11 protein-coding genes and 2 pseudogenes are annotated in these 19,508 nt (G+C 36.5%); 2 read left to right on the top strand and 11 right to left on the bottom strand.

Annotation, left to right across the window (positions count from 1 at the left end; all coding sequences use genetic code 11):
* Position 1 precedes the first annotated feature (1 nt).
* A complete protein-coding gene (locus V6256_RS00060) occupies positions 2–1,159 on the bottom strand; it encodes an AI-2E family transporter (RefSeq protein ID WP_341595923.1) in 1,158 nt (385 codons plus the stop codon).
* A gap of 391 nt (positions 1,160–1,550) precedes the next feature.
* Between V6256_RS00060 and adhE the strand changes: the two genes are divergently transcribed.
* The gene (gene adhE, locus V6256_RS00055; RefSeq protein WP_341595922.1) at positions 1,551–4,235 is read left to right on the top strand and encodes a bifunctional acetaldehyde-CoA/alcohol dehydrogenase; all 2,685 of its coding nucleotides are present in this window, start codon (positions 1,551–1,553) and stop codon (positions 4,233–4,235) included.
* A gap of 147 nt (positions 4,236–4,382) precedes the next feature.
* On the opposite strand, the pseudogene V6256_RS16545 reads toward adhE, so the two are convergent.
* The 10 genes and pseudogenes from V6256_RS16545 to purL all read right to left on the bottom strand — a co-directional run.
* Positions 4,383–4,556: pseudogene (locus tag V6256_RS16545) on the bottom strand (hypothetical protein); the annotation flags it as partial.
* A 148-nt stretch (positions 4,557–4,704) separates the two neighbouring features.
* Positions 4,705–4,802, bottom strand: a pseudogene (locus V6256_RS00050) (transposase); the annotation flags it as partial.
* Between the two features lie 165 nt (positions 4,803–4,967).
* Positions 4,968–6,209: a cation:proton antiporter gene (locus V6256_RS00045; protein WP_341595921.1), complete on the bottom strand. Its 1,242-nt coding sequence runs from the start codon at positions 6,207–6,209 to the stop codon at positions 4,968–4,970.
* 423 nt (positions 6,210–6,632) lie between these two features.
* Positions 6,633–7,181: a DoxX family protein gene (locus tag V6256_RS00040; RefSeq protein WP_341595920.1), complete on the bottom strand. Its 549-nt coding sequence runs from the start codon at positions 7,179–7,181 to the stop codon at positions 6,633–6,635.
* Positions 7,182–7,208: 27 nt separating this feature from the next.
* Positions 7,209–8,033 carry an HvfC/BufC N-terminal domain-containing protein gene (locus V6256_RS00035; RefSeq protein ID WP_341595919.1) on the bottom strand — a complete coding sequence of 275 codons (825 nt, stop codon included), beginning with the start codon at positions 8,031–8,033 and terminating at the stop codon, positions 7,209–7,211.
* Positions 8,033–8,956: an MNIO family bufferin maturase gene (gene bufB / locus V6256_RS00030; RefSeq protein WP_341595918.1), complete on the bottom strand. Its 924-nt coding sequence runs from the start codon at positions 8,954–8,956 to the stop codon at positions 8,033–8,035. The genes V6256_RS00035 and bufB overlap by 1 nt, the downstream gene beginning before the upstream one ends.
* Positions 8,946–9,293: a BufA1 family periplasmic bufferin-type metallophore gene (locus tag V6256_RS00025; RefSeq protein WP_341595917.1), complete on the bottom strand. Its 348-nt coding sequence runs from the start codon at positions 9,291–9,293 to the stop codon at positions 8,946–8,948. Before V6256_RS00025 ends, bufB begins: the two co-directional genes overlap by 11 nt.
* Before the next feature lie 1,100 nt (positions 9,294–10,393).
* Positions 10,394–10,864, bottom strand: coding sequence for a Dps family protein (locus tag V6256_RS00020; protein ID WP_341595916.1), 471 nt, complete (start codon positions 10,862–10,864; stop codon positions 10,394–10,396).
* A 524-nt stretch (positions 10,865–11,388) separates the two neighbouring features.
* Positions 11,389–12,867, bottom strand: coding sequence for a cardiolipin synthase (cls, locus tag V6256_RS00015; RefSeq protein WP_341595915.1), 1,479 nt, complete (start codon positions 12,865–12,867; stop codon positions 11,389–11,391).
* A 241-nt stretch (positions 12,868–13,108) separates the two neighbouring features.
* Positions 13,109–17,005 carry a phosphoribosylformylglycinamidine synthase gene (gene purL, locus V6256_RS00010; protein ID WP_341595914.1) on the bottom strand — a complete coding sequence of 1,299 codons (3,897 nt, stop codon included), beginning with the start codon at positions 17,003–17,005 and terminating at the stop codon, positions 13,109–13,111.
* Positions 17,006–17,187: 182 nt separating this feature from the next.
* On the opposite strand from purL, the gene mltF reads away from it, so the two are divergent.
* Positions 17,188–19,233, top strand: a complete 2,046-nt coding sequence (gene mltF, locus V6256_RS00005) for a membrane-bound lytic murein transglycosylase MltF (RefSeq protein WP_341595913.1) — start codon at positions 17,188–17,190, stop codon at positions 19,231–19,233.
* Positions 19,234–19,508 lie beyond the last annotated feature (275 nt).

The following is a 19,508-nucleotide window of genomic DNA, read 5'->3' as shown; positions in this document are numbered from 1 at the left end:
ATTATATATCTTCTTTATTAGCAGGAGAGGCACTCGATTCCGAGCCCTCTTTTTGTTCAGGTACTTTTTCACTTAAAGGCTCACCATAGAGCGCTTCATTAAACACTTCTTCTTTGCCTTTCTCTTCAATCATTCTAACTTCTTCATCAGAGCTTAATAAAATCGCAAACCATCGCCCATCTTCACTATTTTCTAAAGCCATTTTAAGGATCATGGTTAATGGAACAGATAATAACATGCCCACCACACCTAATAACCACCCCCAAAAAATTAATGATAAAAACACAATAAGTGTAGATAAGCCTAGTCGTCTGCCCATAAAACGAGGCTCAACAACATTTCCCATTACCATATTCACACCAACAAACAGCCCGACCACAACAGCGGCATGAGCCGCACCAAGCTGTAAGAATGTTAGAATAACGGCAGGAACAGCAGCAATAATAGAGCCGATATTAGGGATGTAATTTAATAAAAAAGCCAATAAAGCCCAGAGTACAAAAAACTGTACGCCTAGTAGCCATAAAACGATTCCAATGATGACACCCGTCGCCAAGCTAATCATGGTTTTAATGGCCATATACTGATTAACTTTCGTTAAAAACAAATCTAACTTTCTTTCTGCTTGTGAAGAGTCATCAAAGGCAATATGTAATTTTTGTGCAAAAACTTTACCTTCCGATAACATAAAGACAACCGTTAACAGTAATAAGAAGATATTGCCTAATACACTACTAAAGCCACTTAACGTTGTTGTCACCATGTTAATCACTTTAGCCGGATCAAAGTATTCTTGAATACTATCAAAAGAGACCACGATGTCATGAGTCGCAAGCCAGTTGAGCAACCAATTCAATTGCTCTGATAATTGTGCTTCATAGGTAGGAATTGCTTGTCTAAAACCATTTACAGCAGCACCAATAGTGCCACCTAAAATGAGAAACAAAGAAAATATTGTAAAAATAACCAGTCCAATAGAAAGGCCTCTCGGTATTTTTTTACTTTCTAAATACATAACAGCTGGATTACAAATAATCGCTACAAATAATGAAAGTAAAAAAGGCACTACAATGGGAGCTGCAATCTTAATACCAGCCAATGAAATAACAAAAGCAGAAAAAAATAACGCACTGCGTCCTATCGTGGAAATATTCCCCATCGTTCAAATCCCTTTAATAAAATAGCTTATCTAGCAAGCAAGATGCAGGAAGTATAAAGCATCCCTGTATATTAATAAAAATAACTTAAAAAGAAGCAAACAATGTTTTACCCACTCCCTATAAATACTATTGTAATACAATAGTAACTTGTTTATTTTCAATAACTTATAATAGCAATTAAGCCATTTATCTCACCCCACAAAAAACGTGACACAGATCACTAAAACAACAGACAGAAGTCGAGCCTGAACGTGATCTCGATCAATGTTCAATTTAGCAAAGTTCCTATAATCAGATCGAAAGTTATTTACTAAGGCACTTTTATTAACAAAACAACTTTAATAAAACACTTTTAAAACTTTTTAAATTTATAACATTTTGGAGAAATATATGACGGTAAGTAATGTCAAAGAACTCAATGCAATGGTTGCTAAAGTTAAAGCAGCACAGAAAGAATTTGCAAACTACTCTCAAGAACAAGTTGATAAAATTTTCAGAGCAGCATCATTAGCAGCATCGACTGCACGTATTGAATTAGCAAAAATGGCCGCAACTGAATCTGGCATGGGTATCATGGAAGATAAAGTAATCAAAAACCACTTTGCTTCTGAATTCATTTACAACAAATATAAAGATGAGCTTACTTGTGGTGTCATTGACCGTAATGAAGAAGGCGGGACGATCACTATCGCAGAACCTGTTGGTATCGTTTGTGCGATCGTACCAACGACTAACCCGACATCAACTGCTATCTTTAAAGCATTAATTTGTCTTAAAACACGTAATGGCTGTATTTTCTCACCACATCCACGTGCGAAGAATGCAACCAATTATGCAGCTAAATTAGTACTAGAAGCAGCAATTAAAGCTGGTGCACCTAAAAATATTATTGGTTGGATTGACCAACCTTCTGTTGAGCTTTCTAACGGTTTAATGAAACATGACGATATTAACCTTATTTTAGCGACTGGTGGTCCAGGTATGGTTAAAGCAGCTTACTCTTCAGGTAAACCTGCGATTGGTGTGGGTGCTGGTAATACACCTGTTGTTATTGATGAAACAGCTGATATCAAACGAGCAGTATCATCGATTCTAATGTCTAAAACATTTGATAACGGTGTTATTTGTGCTTCTGAGCAAGCTGCGATTGTTGTTGAATCTATTTATGACGAAGTTAAAGCACGTTTTGCAAAATACGGTGCTGCAGTACTTGAAAAAGCAGATGCTGATAAAGTACGTAAAGTATTGATTATTGACGGTGCATTGAATGCAAAAATCGTAGGTCAGCCAGCATACAAAATTGCTGCTCTAGCAGGTGTTAAAGTACCAACATCAACTAAAATCCTAATCGGTGAAGGATTAGAAGCATCATGGGCTGATGAGTTCGCACATGAAAAACTATCACCAACATTAGGTTTATTTAAAGCGAAAAACTTTGAAGATGCAGTACGCCAAGCAGGCATCGTATTAGACATAGGCGGTGTTGGCCATACGTCAGTACTTTACACAGACCAAGATGCAAACGCTGACCGTATCGCTTACTTTGGCGACAAAATGAAAACAGCACGTATCTTAATTAACACACCTTCTTCTCATGGTGGTATCGGTGACCTTTACAACTTTGAGTTAGCGCCTTCTTTAACGTTAGGTTGTGGTTCATGGGGGGGTAATGCTATCTCTGAAAACGTAGGTCCAAAACACCTTATCAATAAAAAAATTATTGCGAAGAGAGCTGAGAATATGTTGTGGCATAAACTACCAAAATCTATCTACTTCCGTCGCGGCTGTTTACCAGTTGCAATGACTGACCTTGAAGGCAAAAAACGTGCACTTATCGTCACCGACCGTTTCTTATTCAATAACGGTTACATCGACGATTTACGCAGTATCTTAAAAGAAAATGGTATGGAAGTTGAAGTATTCCATGAAGTGGAAGCAGACCCAACTTTAGCAGTGGTTAAAGCAGGCGCAGCGGCATGTTTAAGCTACCAACCAGATGTGATTTTAGCAGTCGGTGGTGGTTCACCAATGGACGCAGCGAAAATCATGTGGGTAATGTACGAGCACCCAGAAACTGACTTTGAAGATTTATCTATGCGCTTTATGGATATCCGTAAACGTATCTACAAATTCCCTAAAATGGGGTCAAAAGCAGAGTTAGTATGTATTACGACTACTTCAGGTACAGGTTCTGAAGTAACACCATTTGCTGTTGTAACAGATGAACAAACAGGTCAAAAATACCCATTAGCAGATTACGAACTAACACCAAACATGGCGATTGTTGACGCAAACCTAGTCATGGATATGCCTAAATCTTTATGTGCATTCGGTGGTTATGACGCAGTAACACACGCATTGGAAGCTTATGTATCAGTACTAGCAAATGAATACTCTGACGGCCATGCTTTACAAGCACTTAAAATGTTGAAAGAGTACTTACCAAGCTCTTATCAAAACGGTAAAAAAGATCCGATTGCACGTGAGAAAGTACATAATGCAGCAACTATCGCTGGTATGTCATTCGCCAATGCATTCTTAGGTGTTTGTCACTCAATGGCACATAAACTAGGCGCGGAATTCCACATTCCACACGGTTTAGCAAATGCGTTATTAATTTCGAACGCAATTCGTTACAACGCAACTAATAACCCAACTAAACAAACTGCATTCTCACAGTACGATCGCCCTAAAGCACGTGCTCGTTATGCAGAAATAGCAACGCACTTAGGCTTTATCGAAGGCAATACTGAAGATAAACTAAATGCACTACTAAACTGGTTAGAAGAGTTAAAAGTAGCGTTAGATATTCCACTATCAATCCAAGCAGCTGGTGTAAACGAAGCGGAATTCATGGCAAAAGTGGATGAACTAGCAGAACATGCATTCGATGACCAATGTACAGGTGCAAACCCACGCTACCCATTAATTGGAGAGCTTAAAGAAGTATTAATCGCTTCATACTACGGTACAGCTTACGCAGATGTAATGGACGCTCCTGAAGTTGAAGTAAAAGTTGAAGTAAAAGAAGAGAAAAAAGTAGTAGCTAAAAAAGTGAAAGAATTAGCTAGCTAATCAACTCTCTAAATAACCTGACCAAGCCTGCTATAAGCAGGCTTTTTTGCGTTTTCAATTTGGTAAATAAACGGGAAACATAACCACTAAGTGCAGCACTACACAAAGCATATGAAGGGTTGTGTGTAGTGATATCTTTTAAACATACTAAAAGTCATTAAGTGTCCAAGAGCATACTATTAGTTTCACACGTACTCGTATACTGACTAGCCCACGAGAATAACCAAATAGAACGACCTTCAACATCACTGATGGTGAGTAAGCCGCTGCGCCATCTTTATCTTTATCGTTGCCATACCATTTAACAAATGTGCTTAAATCGAGAAGCCTTAGTACACGAAATTAAATGCTATTGCGTCGTTTGGCGGAAAGTACCCTATTTCATCTTTTACATGAGACAGCGCTTTAAACTTTTTATCTTAGTTGCTAATTTAAAACAGTTAGAACGAGCCATAAAAGAAATAACTTTATCTTTTCCACATAAAAATGCACGGTGACACAACGAGAAATACAATGATAATAAGGTGTGTCAGATAGTGACACTTGAGACTGTCTAGATCGGGTCATAATAAACTACCTCCTAGCAATAAAACTGTATTACTAAAAAGTAGATTACTTTTAAATGTTAATCAAAAAGTTTGGATCTCCTACCTTTTTTACTAGTGTGATTGGTATTATGAGGAGTCATGTTTTTAATTCAACAAAACTCCTTTCCTTTTTACTTTAATATTTTCATTTAATTATTGTTTTTAACTTAGAAAATTTTCTTGATTTAATTTTTAATAACTTAATCTTAGCACCATACCAATTAGCCATAGGAGCTGCACTAATACCGTGAATTAAAGTGCTCATCCAAACAGCATTGATGGCAACAATTAAAATTGAATGCCCATAATCACCTAAAATATCTTTAGAAATAATCAATGCAAAAAGTGCTGTTGCGAGACCTCTTGGACCAAAAAACCCCATAAAAACTCGCGTTAACGCTTTTGCTTTTGTACCGATCAATGAAAGATAAATAGCGAGTGGACGAACAATAAAGATACTTACCAAAATATATCCAGCGACCGGTAAAGTTAAATGCTCTATAGCAGAGGGTAATAACCCTAAGCCAATAATTACAAAAGAAGTCCATATTAATATTTGCCCTTCACTTTCAGTAAATTGATAAATGAATCGACAATGTCCTTTGACAATATGTCCAAATGCTAAGCCAGCAATAAAAGCGGAAATAAAGCCATTCCCTCCCAATAAACTAGCCATTAAATATGATGTTCCCGTAAGCGCTAAAACACCAATTCCTTCATATACACTTGACGAGATATTTTTTGACTCTACATATAAAAATAAGCGCCCACTAGACCACCCCATTAATGCTCCAACCAATATCCCCACAAATATTTGGCTAAATCCAAAAACTAACCATGACATTTCATTTTTTTCAGGTCCTGCATTCATGGCTACGATGCTGGCAAAAAAGAGAATAATGGGTAATGCAAGCCCATCATTTAAACCACTTTCAACTGATAAGCTTTGTCTCTCGTTAATAGGAACACTCTCGTTGCTAACAACAGCTTGCCCTAACGCAGCGTCAGTTGGTGCTAAAATGGCAGCAATTAAGGCTAACATTGGCCAAGGCCACTCAGGAAAAAATAAATAAGCGAAACCAGTACCAATTAAAATGCTCAATGGAAGGCCTATTAGTAACATTCTCAATGGCCAAGTATTTTGCCTTTTTAATCTACGTAGGTTTATTTGTGATGCATCTAAAAATAATAATACAACTAATGATACCTCTGCGATTAAGTACACTGTTTCATGTGCATTGCCAATATTAATCAGCTCAAATTGAGAAATAATAAAGCCCATACTTAAAAATACCATTGGCGCAGTAATAATCGTCGTTGATAGCTTTTTTGCTAACATAGAGTAAGCACTAACTGAAAAAAGAAGAATAAGTAATCCTATTTCCATTAGAAATCCTTTTCGGCTGATTTGATATATTTTGTAAATTAATACTAATCACACTAATTAATTAATCTACTTTACTGGTTAAAATAGCTTATTTTTTTGTTGTAAATTGCGTAAAGAAACCAATCATTAAAAAGTTAACCTCTTTTAGTTAACTCTCGACAGACGATTAACTAAGTTAATCTTCGAAAGGCTTTAAACTAAGTCATTTTTTCCTGTGTAAAATTTAAATAACTTACTTAATGTAGTTGGTATAAGGGGAGAATAAAAATAAGTTATTAAATTAATTTTTGTAATTAATATTTTATTTTAATTACTATTTTATTTTAATTACTATTTTATTTTAATTACAGATGTAACCGACGCTCTAATAAAATTTAAAAGTCGATTACATTTGATATTTATCTTATAAAATTAATTTATTGGTTATTTAGCTGCTCTATATTTAGCATCTAAGCCCAGTAACCTATCAACAGATAAGACTCCTGGTCCACGAGCAAAGATGACTAATAATGAAACAGCCCACCAAGAAGCAGGGTTAATCCAGTGGTCTAGCGTAGGGAAAACAGCAAGTTGAATAAACATTGTCATACCAATAAGACCGAATGCTGCGAATCTTGAAAAGAAACCGATAATCAATAATACTGGCAAGAGTACTTCTACAACACCTGCAATCACAGCTAACGATTCAATCATTTTTACCATAAATGAACCATCCACATAATCTAATGTTTGCGGATCACAAAGTTGTAAAGCACCTGCTCGAACGGGATCAGGACAAAAGAATTCATATTTAAATAGATCAAACTTATCAACATTAAATTGTAAGAAACCATCCCATTTGCTTAAGCCAGAATCGAGGAAAACTTTAGCAACCATAAAACGAAGGAAGAGTAATGCTAAAGGTTCTAGAAACTTTGACAGTTGCTCTCCCATTTGTATGTACAGCAGTTGCATTTTTTTAATTATATCCATATTGATTATTTCCTATTGTAATGTTGATTAATTAATACTTATTTCTAATAATTCATTTTGTAAGCAGGCTGTAAAAGCATCGCTAACTTCAAATTCTTCATCTACTGTTAATGCTGCGTCAAAAGCCTTACCTAGAGTGCTTCCCTCACCTTGTAGTGATTGCATAAGCTTAGTTTCTGCAATAGAAAGTAAACGAGCTTGCACAGCACCTTGCAAACGCCAAAACATAACACTGTTCATTGTAGGCGAACATTTTTCAACCGTATTATGATTTGTTTTTAAAGATATCCACTCCGAAAACGCTTCAGTACTCACTTCGACTAGTAAAACACTATCATTGAGCTTTACATTAAGTTCAGTCAGCTCAAATTCTTGTCCTATGAGTTCATTAACGTATTCTATCGTTAACGTTTCTTTTGAGTCTCCGCTCATCAAACTCATCAACCATGTATAATCCAAACGTGCAATATCAACTAACTTCAAATCTAAATTGAGAGTATTTATCAAAGATTTACTTGATTGAAGTGGCTCTTCTTCCTCAAGTTTAATTTTATTAATAAAATCAGTAATAAAGCTAGGAAAATCTAAACCATATCCTACCAGTGTGCCATGCTCTGGAGGAAAACGATCAACATAAGCTTTTGCTATCTTCTTAAAGTTATTATTACCCATTTTCTTTTCACACATAGGGTAATTGGCAATTAATGCATCCACACAACCTTTATAAAAGCCATTACGATATATAGCTAATCGTTTAATGTCTGATGGATTTTCACAAAAAACTTCGATAGCGCTTGGGTCACCACTCAGTAAGTACTTTGTAAAAGCCTCAATATATTGACTATCACTCATTAATTAGTCACTTTTTTATTAAGAGTAGATAAATTATTTTGTAACTGGCATTGATTCAAATAATGTTGTGCTGTTTTTCTCTCATTCATTAACTCATCAAATGATGGAATATTAGCATCTCTTTCAACAAGTACTGGTCGATGACCAAACAAGTTTAATGCTTCTTCTAATAAGTCCCATACCGGAGGGGCAACAGCTGCTGCATGGCTATCAATTAATAACGAGTCACCTAATGCGGGATCAGGGTCATGCCCTGCAATGTGAATCTCCCCAACAAGCTCAGCTGGAATCTGCTTTAGATAATTTAGTGCATCAACACCTGTATTTTTACTACTAATATATAAATTATTAATATCAATAAGTAATCCACAACCGCTTCGTTTAGCTGCTTCCACTAAAAATTGAGGCTCATCCATATCACTTATGAAGTCTAAATAGTTACTTGGGTTTTCAATTAAAATAGATCGGCCAATCCCAGATTGATAGCAATCAATACCATTAATTAAAGATTGAAGAGCATCTTGTGTACGAGGTAAAGGCATTAAATCTGCAAAGTACTTTCCGTTAGCTTTTGACCAAACTGCATGCTCAGAAACTAATGATGGTTGAAACTCATCGATCAAGGCTTTCACTCTTTTAGTGTGTGCAGGCATAACTTTAAGATCAGCCCCCAATGAACCACCAACACCATGAAAACTAATATTATAATTTTCACGAATAGCCCTTAAATAAGCTAGTCGAGGTCCACCTGCAACAAAATAATTTTCTGTATGCACTTCGAACCAAAGATTATTATCTGAAGCGCTGTTTTTAACCGGTAAAACTAAAATATCATCAAGATGTTCAGGCTTTAAACTTAGGCCAGCACCTAAATGCTCCCCGACAAGAAATTGCTGGGGAGAATGTAATGAATTAACCTTCAAGAGAACCTTGCCCATTAGGTGTTACGATTGATTCACACACACCCTTAGGTGCATATGTCCATGCATTTTCTTGAAAATCTGCAGTTGAAGTACCTTCACAACTAGTACCTGCACCAGCTTTACAGTCATTCTCACCAGCTAAAGCAATACCGTAGCATTTATCTTTACGGCCACTCACTTTTTCACCAGCAACCCAACCTTTAAACTGCTCTTGTACTTTAGGTGAAGCACCTTCTGCGATGGTTAATTGGCTGTTTGGACCTGCCATTGCAGCTGAGCTTAAGATTGCTGTTGATGCGCCAACTAATAAAGCTTTAGTTAAGTTTACTTTTTTCATATGTATGCTCCTGATTAAAATAGTTGCTTGTTTTATCTGTGATTATTAATAAATATATTAAATAACGCCCACAATCCCTAAACAAGTACAATAAGGAATAAGCGATATCGCCGTTTTTGTAACTTACTAGACCTACTCCCTCTATAATAAATTTCAAATAACTCAAATATTTTGTAAATGAGCTGCAAAAAAACTAAAAACCTTAAAATACAAAAATTAAAAAATAAAAGGTAAATCAAAAAAGTCATATTAATGACTTTAAAACATCCCATAGAGGTATAGATCTAAGTGCATGAGTCATTCGTTAACTCGGACACCAGAAAAGGCATCGCATAATGCCAATAGCGAGTCTTTATTGAATATTATACCAATCACACTAATTAACTGATCTATTTTACTTGCTAAAATAACTTATTTCTTCGTTGTAATTTTCGCAAATAGAACAACTATTTAACTCAAATTACGCCTTAAACTAAGTCATTTTTTCTGCGTAAAATTTAGATCACTTATTTAATATAATTGGTATTACAACGTAATATTGGTTCTCAACCCGCAGAGCAAATCTCGAGGTAACCATCTTCGTTGTTATAACGCTTCACCTATTAGATATTTATCTTTAGGCCTAGACTTTATTTACCTCTCGACTTACTGATTTTTACGGCTTGAATAGTGACGGGTATACTTATTCTTTTAACACAAGAATAGGTGAATTAATTACAAACAAACTTAACTTTAAAAGTTATAATAATGAATTAAATTAATAAAAAAATGGGACATCCATACACTTTATTAATTTAATTCATGATAAGCAATTAATATGATTAATATTCAACAATCAGATGTCCCGAAGTTTTATCTTCTTAAAACAGAGAATGATGTGACGCATCCATGTTGAACAAGGAGCGTTCGTAAAGCTTGGGTTATTAAAAAGGCTTAAGGCAAGATGCCCAGCGTATTCAAGGTTTTTTTGTACAATGGGAGTTATAAAAAAAGAACGTAAAAACGTTCTTTTTAATATGCTATTAATGTACAAGCAATTGGAAATCATACTTTAATTAAATAATAGAACAAATGACTCCCATTGGTTATTTAAAAGTAACCTACTTTTTAGTCGCTCTTAACATCCAAGCTGTTTTTTCATGTATACGCATACGGTCAGATACAAGTGCAGCTGTTGATTCATCATCAGCGTCTTGTGCTACTTTTAGCACCTCACGAGATGTTTTAATCACTTGCTCATGTGCTTTAGTTAATAGTTCAACCATTTCTGATGAACTTGGAACACCATCAACTTCTTTAATAGAGCTTAGTTTTGCAAATTCTTTGTAAGTACCTGGCGCTGGTACATCGAGGGTTCTGATACGTTCAGCAATATCATCAACAGCGGTCGCTAACTCAGTGTAATGCTCTTCAAACATCAAATGCAATTCACGGAACTGTAAACCTGTTACATTCCAATGGAAGTTATGCGTTTGTAAATATAAGGTATAAGAATCAGCTAATAATTTTTTCAAACCTTCTGAGATTGCTGTTCTGTTTTCTTTACTAATACCAATATCTATATCTGTCATTTTATTTCCTCATGTTTAAAATTTGGTAAATGAAGCACTAAATCAAAGTCATCAAAGTTGCTTAATAGGTGGATGATTAAAAACACCAAAGCAATCATTATTGCCAACTTTATTGCCTTACCCTTTGGTCGGAAACAATTTATTCAGTAAATTCATTTATTATATTAATTGGAACATATTTTATGGTGACGCATATTATTCACCGGCATTTTTATATTAAAAACACCTTAAAATGTAGAGAAACTTGCTTACAGTAAAAAATAATAACACTTGTATCACAACTAATATTTAGTCGTAATTAACAAGGTCTATAAACATATCTCTATGTTCACTTTACGCGCATGTGCAACAAAATGAAAGTGTTGGAAGCTGATAATTTTATTGTTTTTATTGTTTTTTTATTAACAAAAAATCAGCGAACTGTTCATGATACAAATAATAACTATAGCCTCTATAAATATTGATAATGTGCTTTTAAAATAAGTACCTAGATTACAATTTAGCATCATAAAATGGCATAAAAATTATAATAATGGGCTGAATAAATATAATAACCCTTCCAAAAAACGTTTAACGAAAGATCGTTGACTCCACTGTTCAAGAGTTAATTGTTTAGATGCTAAAGTATAGTGCATTTGTGTTCTTAATAACTCACCAGCAAAACACTCGTTATCGATCAACATCGTCATTTCAAAGTTTAGCCAAAAGCTACGTTGGTCTAAATTAACCGTCCCTACTAATGCTAACTTTTCATCAATCACGATACTCTTAGTATGTAAAAGACCACCATGAAATTGATGAATCTCCACCCCTACTTTTAATAAGTCTTCAAAAAATGCGCGCGATGCATACTTAGCCATAATCGAATCATTTTTAGCAGGCAAAATAATTTTTACATTAACTCCTCGCATTGCTGCTACCTGTAAAGCCGTGAGTAAACTCTCATCAGGAATAAAGTAAGGAGAAGTTAGAACTAAGCTATATTTGGCTTCATAAATAGCTGTTAACAACACTTGATGTATGCCTACTTTCCCAAACTCAGGGCCAGAAGGAATTAATTGTGCATTCTCGCTACCAACGAGACAAAACAGATCTTTGTTCGCCTCAGGTAACATCAGCTTTTCACCTGTTTCTAAACTCCAATCCCATAAAAACAAGCCTTGCATATGTTGAACGATAGGTCCTTCACAACGAACCATGACATCGATCCACTGCCCTATATTTTTTTCAACTTTAAAAAAAGCGGGGTCCACTAAATTCATACTGCCTGTATAAGCAATATGCTCATCAATACAAACAAGTTTACGATGCAGCCGTAAATCTTGTCGTTGAAAGATTAACCTAAAAGCACCTACAGGTAGAGCTTCAACCACATCAACACCGGCTGCTCGCAGTTGCCCTGGTAATTTAGAGGTCAAAAAGCGATGACTACCTACAGAGTCTAGTAATAATTTACAATTAACCCCCCTATAAGCAGCCAGTTTTAACTCTTCCAACAAAGGGTCAACTAACCCACCTTGCTCACAAATATAAAACATCAAATAACAATGGCTTTTTGCGGCTTTTATCTCTTCTATAAGCTTCAGCAGTATTTCATCTGTAGAGGTGAGTAACGTATGTTTATTCCCCATTACCATTGGCATATTAGTGTAGGATTCGACGAAGGCTTGCATAGCATGTGCATTTTCACTGACTTGCTCTTTATCCTGCCGATAGGTTACCGCCTCCTCTTTTAACCAACGTAAAAAAGCACCGGAAAATAATTTCCTTTGTTTACTGCGTTTAGCCCCTAAATTAAGCTCTCCAAAAATAAGGTAGCCAATCATCCCAGCTAATGGAATGGCATAAATAAGAAACAGCCAAGCAAGTGAAACCCCAATTGCTTTTCGTTTTATAATCACTCGTAATGTAATTAATGTTAAAAAAGTAAAATATAGCGTAGCAGAAACGGCGATATAAATTTCACTTTCTAACCAAGACATGTTTAACCAAGTCTGTTGCATAGTGTTCCTAAACCAATGAGTTAAATAAAAATAACGGAATATACTTAAAAATATCAGGATTATACAGGGAAGTGAATCAGAGGTATGTTAATCACCCTTTTTAATTGGCATTAACATCGGTATTTAGACTATAAACATAGCTCAGTTATGAGCGGAGTATCGATAATATAAAATAAATTTCTAAAATAAAGATTTGTAAAATAAAGGGGAGCAATGTGCTCCCCTTTGATCAGTTAATTAATTAACCTAACTGTTTACGTACATTTCGGAACATACGCATCCATGGACTGTCTTCTTTCCACTCATCTGGGTGCCAAGAGTTAGCGACTGTTCTAAATACACGCTCAGGGTGAGGCATCATAATAGTGACACGACCATCCTTAGACGTTAGACCAGTAATACCGTTTGGCGAACCATTTGGATTAGATGGGTAAGCTTCAGTGTTGTTACCGTAGTTATCGATAAAGCGTAATGCAACTGAACCACTTGCTTCAATAGCAGCAAGGTGTGAGCTGTCTTTCACTTCTACACGACCTTCACCATGAGAAACGGCGATAGGCATTTGTGAACCGGCCATGTCATTTAAGAATAACGAGTTAGATTTTTGTACTTCTACTAAGCTGAAACGTGCTTCAAAACGCTCAGAGTTGTTACGTACAAAACGCGGCCATAAATCAGAACCTGGAATTAACTCGTTTAGGTTTGATAACATCTGACAACCGTTACATACACCTAATGCAAATGAGTTTTCACGCTCAAAGAAAGTTTGGAACTGGTTACGCGCTTGTTCGTTGAACAAGATAGACTTAGCCCAACCTTCACCAGCACCTAGTACGTCACCGTAAGAGAAGCCACCACAAGCAACTAAACCAGCAAAGTTATCTAGTTGTACGTTACCTGATAAGATATCACTCATATGTACATCAATCGCAGCAAAACCAGCACGATTAAAGGCAGCTGCCATCTCTTGTTGCGAGTTAACACCTTGCTCACGCAAAATAGCCATACGTGGCTTAACGCCTTTCGCAATATAAGGTGCAGCAACATCTTCATTGATATCAAACGTTAATTTAGTTGATAGACCTGGATCTTTATCATCTAATTTAAGGTCAAACTCTTGTTGTGCACATTCTGAGTTATCACGTAATGATTGCATTTTCAGTGTTGTTTCAGCCCAAATACCACGGAATTCAGAACGTTTAGCTGTTAATACTTCAACACCATCACGTAAGAACTCAATTTGGTCAGTACTATTGATTGAACCAATCACTAACGAGTTAGATGATAAACCGTGTCCAGCTAAGGTATTCAATACAGCTTCTTTATCTTCACGTTTAACTTGAATCACAGCACCTAGCTCTTCCGAGTACAATGCAGAGAAATCATCGTTACCAACTTGGTCAAGTTTAACAGTTACGCCACAGTGCCCAGCAAAGGCCATTTCTGTAATAGTTGAGAATAAACCGCCATCACTTCTATCGTGGTAAGCTAATAATTTCTTATCAGCTAGTAAACTTTGTACTGAGTTAAAGAAGCCTTTTAGTAATTCAGGGCTATCTAAGTCTGGTGTTGTTTCACCTAGTTGTTTGTATACTTGTGCAAGTGATGAACCACCTAAACGGTTTTTACCATTACCTAAATCGATTAGGATCAGGTCAGTATCACCTTGGTCTGTACGTAATTGTGGTGTTACTGTCTTACGAATATCACGAACAGCACCAAATGCAGTAATGATTAATGATAATGGTGAAGTCACCTCTTTATCACTACCATCTTCTTCCTGCCAACGTGTTTTCATTGACATTGAGTCTTTACCAACAGGAATCGTTAGTTCCAGTTCAGGACATAACTCTTCACCTACGGCTTTAACAGCTTCATATAAACCCGCATCTTCACCTGGGTGGCCCGTTGCAGACATCCAGTTAGCAGACAGTTTAATACGTTTGAAATCACCAATATCAGAACAAGCAATATTAGTAATTGACTCAGCCACTGCTAAACGAGCAGATGCACCAAAGTTAAGTAATGCAACTGGTGTACGCTCACCTAATGCCATCGACTCACCAAAGTAAGTATCGTAGCTTGCTGCTGTTACCGCACAATCGGCAACAGGCACTTGCCAAGGGCCAACCATTTGGTCACGAGCAACTAAGCCCGTTACCGTGCGGTCACCGATAGTGATTAAGAAAGTTTTTTCTGCGATTGACGGTAAACGTAATAAACGCTCTGCCGCTTCTTTCACACTTGCACCAGATAAGTCTAACGCTTTACCTTTAGCTGTTTGTGATTGAACATCACGGTGCATTTTAGGCGCTTTACCTAATAACACTTCAAGTGGCATATCAATCGGTTTGTTATCAAACTCTGGATCGTTTAGCGTTAAGTGCAACTCTTCAGTTGCAGTACCAATTACAGCGTATTGCGCACGCTCACGTTTACAAATTGCTTCAAAGGTTGCTAAGTTTTCAGGCTTAACTGCCATTACGTAACGTTCTTGAGATTCATTACACCAGATTTCATGTGGTGCCATGCTCTTCTCATCATTTGGAATAGCGCGTAAATCGAATACACCACCACGGCCGCCATCATCCACTAGCTCAGGCATTGCATTAGATAAACCACCTGCGCCTACATCATGAATAAATTGAATTGGGTTATCTTCACCCATCTGCCAACAACGGTCAATCACTTCCTGACAACGACGTTCCATTTCTGGGTTTTCACGTTGTACTGATGCAAAGTCTAAGTTTTCTGAAGAAGCACCAGAGTCCATTGAAGAGGCAGCACCACCACCTAAACCAATGTTCATTGCAGGACCACCTAACACGATTAATTTCGCGCCAACTGGGATATCTTTTTTCTGTACATGTTCACGGCGGATATTACCTAAACCACCTGCTAGCATAATAGGTTTGTGGTAACCACGGATTTCATTACCGTTATGGCTATCTACTTTTTCTTCATAAGTACGGAAGTAACCTAAAATATTAGGACGACCAAACTCATTATTGAATGCAGCGCCACCTAACGGTGCTTCTAACATAATATCTAACGCAGAAACGATACGGCTTGGCTTACCGAAATCTGTTTCCCATGCTTGTTCAAAACTTGGAATACGTAAGTTAGATACAGAGAAGCCCACTAAACCCGCTTTAGGTTTTGAACCAATCCCCGTTGCGCCTTCATCACGAATTTCACCACCAGAACCTGTCGCTGCACCTGGGAATGGCGAGATAGCTGTTGGATGGTTATGAGTTTCAACTTTCATTAAGATATCGATATCTTCATGGTGGTAACCAAACTCACGGTCATCAACGCTTGGGAAGAAACGCCCAGCTTGGTAACCTTCCATTACCGCTGCATTATCTTTATAAGCAGACAATACATGTTCAGGGTGTAATTCGTGGGTATTACGAATCATTTTAAATAATGATTTAGGCTGTTTTTGACCATCGATAGTCCAATCAGCATTAAATATTTTATGACGACAATGCTCAGAGTTTGCCTGTGCAAACATCATTAATTCGATATCGTTAGGATTACGTTCTAACTTAATAAAGTTTTCTACTAGGTAATCGATTTCGTCATCAGCAAGTGCTAAACCTAAGTTCACATTCGCAACTTCTAATGCGCTACGGCCTTCACCTAACACATCAACACTGGTCATTTTGCCTGGCGTACCCTGTACAAATAAGGTCGCAGCGTCTTCCAACGAAGTTAACACGACTTCCATCATGCGATCATGCAACAAGTCTGTTAACGCTTGAATTTGTTGTTCATTTAACTCTGTTTTAGTTTCAACGTAATAAGCGATACCTCGCTCTAAACGTTTTACTTTGGTAAGACCACAGTTCTTAGCAATGTCCGTTGCTTTTGAAGACCAAGGCGAAATAGTGCCTGGGCGTGGTGTAACAAATAACAGAGTGCCCACTGGGTCATGCTCTGCAATTTTAGGTCCGTAAGTTAATAGCTTTTGTAGAACAGCTAACTCTTGGTCATTTAAAGAATCAGATAGATCTGCAGCATGCATAAATTCAGCATAAATGCCTGTCACAGGTAAATCTAATGCTTCACAGTTTTTCAACAACTGATTAACACGAAATGTCGATAAGGCAGGTGCCCCTCGCAAAATTTCCATAGGTTATTACTCTCGTTGGATAATTAAATGAACTTGGGTTTAGTGCTATATTATAAAAGAAAAGCATTTTTTATTAAATAGAAACACTCTATAGTCTGACTCAAATACAAAGATAAATTACTAAATAAACGGAAATTTAAATTAAGATAGCCGTATAACTTACAGGATCAATGTACATATTTATGATTAAACCATTTTTTTCAGCCTTCTCAATGGCACCGATAAAGTACATTCTCAGCATAATAAGCATATTATTGTTAATGGCGTGTAACCCGAGTGGAGAATCTTCAGATTTAAAAAAATTGCAAGACAAAAAAGCAATTGTCATGGGGACCATTAATAGCTCATTAACTTATAGCTATGATGGGGAACATTACAGCGGATTAGATTATGAATTAGGCAAAAAATTTGCGACTTACCTGAACTTAGATTTTACCGTTAAAGAGTTTGATAGTATTGAACGACTGATACAAGCGCTGGACAATAAAAGTATTGATTTTGCTGGCGCAGGTTTAACACTCACGCCTAAACGTGCAGAGAAATACCGTAGCTCACCGCCCTATTACCACCTAACACAAACGCTTGTTTATCGAAAAGGTAATTTTAGGCCTAAAAGCTTAGCAGAGGTGAATGCGCCTATTTATGTATTAAAAAGCAGTAGCCATGAAGAAACCATTAAATCATTACAAATCACTTTTCCAAATTTACAGATTATTGTCTTAGAAAATGAAGATCAAGAATCCTTATTACAAAAAATAGCAGAGGAAGAGATCAAGTTTGCTATTGTCGATAGCACCACATTAGCGCAAAGCCAGCGTTATTATCCTTTATTAGCAGAAGCCCTTGCCATTAAAGAAAAGCAGCCTGTTGCTTGGTTAATGCCTAAAATCAAAAATGACTCTTTATATGCAGCCATGATTGAGTTTATGGGAGAGCAGTATGAATCAAATACTATCACCAAACTAGAAGACAAATATTTTGGACATATCAGTGAATTTGATTTTGTTGATACACGCGCTTTTCTAAACCGCATTGAAAGCAGATTACCTAAATACGAAGCGTTATTTAAAAAATATGCCACTGATAATATCCCTTGGTTATTATTAGCTTCAATTAGTTATCAAGAGTCTCACTGGGATCCTAATGCAGTCTCTCCAACGGGTGTAAGAGGCATGATGATGTTAACGCTCGACACCGCAAAATTTGTTGGTATCAAAAATAGACGAAATGCCGAGCAGAGTATTCAAGGTGGTGCAAAGTATCTTTCTCAATTAATTAATCGCGTACCCGATAGCATTCCTGAAGATGAAAAAATATGGTTTGCTTTAGCCTCTTATAATATTGGTTTAGGCCATGTATTAGATGTAAGACGTTTGGCGACTATGCGCGGTCAAAACCCTGATTCATGGGTAGATGTTAAAGAAAATCTACCTTTATTGCATCAACGACAATGGTATACAAAAACACGCTATGGTTATGCTCGTGGGTTAGAGGCTAAACATTACGTTGATAACATAAGAGAATACTTAAAAACACTAACTTGGCATGAGCAAGAAAAAATAAAAGCCGCAGAGAAAGCGAAAAAAGAAAAAGAAGAAAAGAGACTTGCCGCAATTGAACTAGAAAAGCAGCTAGAGAGTGAAGTCGAATCTGAACAAAAAGCCAAAAAAGCAAAATTAGTTGAACTTGAATTAGAAAAACAAGCAAAAGCAGCTAATCAAGCATTAATAACATTAGAAAAACAAACAAAGGCAGAGTTAGATAAAAATAGTATTGAACTTAATAGCTCTGTTGTTGAATTAGAAAAACAAACTGAAGAAGCAAAAAACGCTGCTGTTGAATTAAAAAAACAAGTTGAAGCCGAAGCCGCACAAAAAATTAAAGAAATAGATAACAGAGTTATTGATTTAGAAAAGCAAGTGGAAGAAGCAAAGTTAAGTGCAAGCCAATTAGCACAACAAGCTCAAGCAGAGGCTCAACAAAAAATAGAAGCTGCACAGGCATTAGCACTTGAACTAGAAAAAAAAGCAGAAGACGCTCGACTCAATACTATCGAACTTGAAGAGCAAGCTAAAATAGAAGTCGCTGAAGCAGAACAGAAAAGGCTCGCAGAAATAGAAGAAGAAAAACAGAAAGTGCTCGAACAACAGAAACAAGCACAAGAAAAACAACAAACAGAAGAATTGGAAAAACAGAAAGCGCTCGAGCAGCAAAAACAAGAACAATAAAAACAACAAACAGAAGAATTGGAAACACAAGAAAAACAGAAACAACAAGATATAGAGCTAGAAAAAAAAATGAAAGCAAAACAGCAAGCTATTTCAGCAGCCTAATAAACACCAGCAACTACTATTTTAATATAGAGTATCCTTATAGCGCTCTTTTTTAACTAAAGAGCGCCAACCCATAGCTAAAACAAATTAAACCTAAAATATAAATCGATTATACCGTAAGCGTCTAGCAAACCACACCTATTTTTTGAAATTCCATGGTAACAGGCGGT

It is taken from the genome of Psychromonas aquatilis (genome assembly GCF_038155185.1).
Lineage (GTDB): Bacteria > Pseudomonadota > Gammaproteobacteria > Enterobacterales > Psychromonadaceae > Psychromonas > Psychromonas aquatilis.
The sequence above is the reverse complement of the archived record's forward strand: the minus strand, read 5'-3'. Positions and strand labels throughout refer to the sequence as shown.

Bases quoted from the DNA above. Each gene is read 5' to 3' on its own strand.
- V6256_RS00060 (WP_341595923.1), bottom strand. From the start codon at position 1,159: ATGGGGAATATTTCCACGATAGGACGCAGTGCGTTATTTTTTTCTGCT.
- adhE (WP_341595922.1), top strand. From the start codon at position 1,551: ATGACGGTAAGTAATGTCAAAGAACTCAATGCAATGGTTGCTAAAGTT.
- V6256_RS00045 (WP_341595921.1), bottom strand. From the start codon at position 6,209: ATGGAAATAGGATTACTTATTCTTCTTTTTTCAGTTAGTGCTTACTCT.
- V6256_RS00040 (WP_341595920.1), bottom strand. From the start codon at position 7,181: ATGGATATAATTAAAAAAATGCAACTGCTGTACATACAAATGGGAGAG.
- V6256_RS00035 (WP_341595919.1), bottom strand. From the start codon at position 8,033: ATGAGTGATAGTCAATATATTGAGGCTTTTACAAAGTACTTACTGAGT.
- V6256_RS00025 (WP_341595917.1), bottom strand. From the start codon at position 9,293: ATGAAAAAAGTAAACTTAACTAAAGCTTTATTAGTTGGCGCATCAACA.
- V6256_RS00020 (WP_341595916.1), bottom strand. From the start codon at position 10,864: ATGACAGATATAGATATTGGTATTAGTAAAGAAAACAGAACAGCAATC.
- cls (WP_341595915.1), bottom strand. From the start codon at position 12,867: ATGCAACAGACTTGGTTAAACATGTCTTGGTTAGAAAGTGAAATTTAT.
- purL (WP_341595914.1), bottom strand. From the start codon at position 17,005: ATGGAAATTTTGCGAGGGGCACCTGCCTTATCGACATTTCGTGTTAAT.
- mltF (WP_341595913.1), top strand. From the start codon at position 17,188: ATGATTAAACCATTTTTTTCAGCCTTCTCAATGGCACCGATAAAGTAC.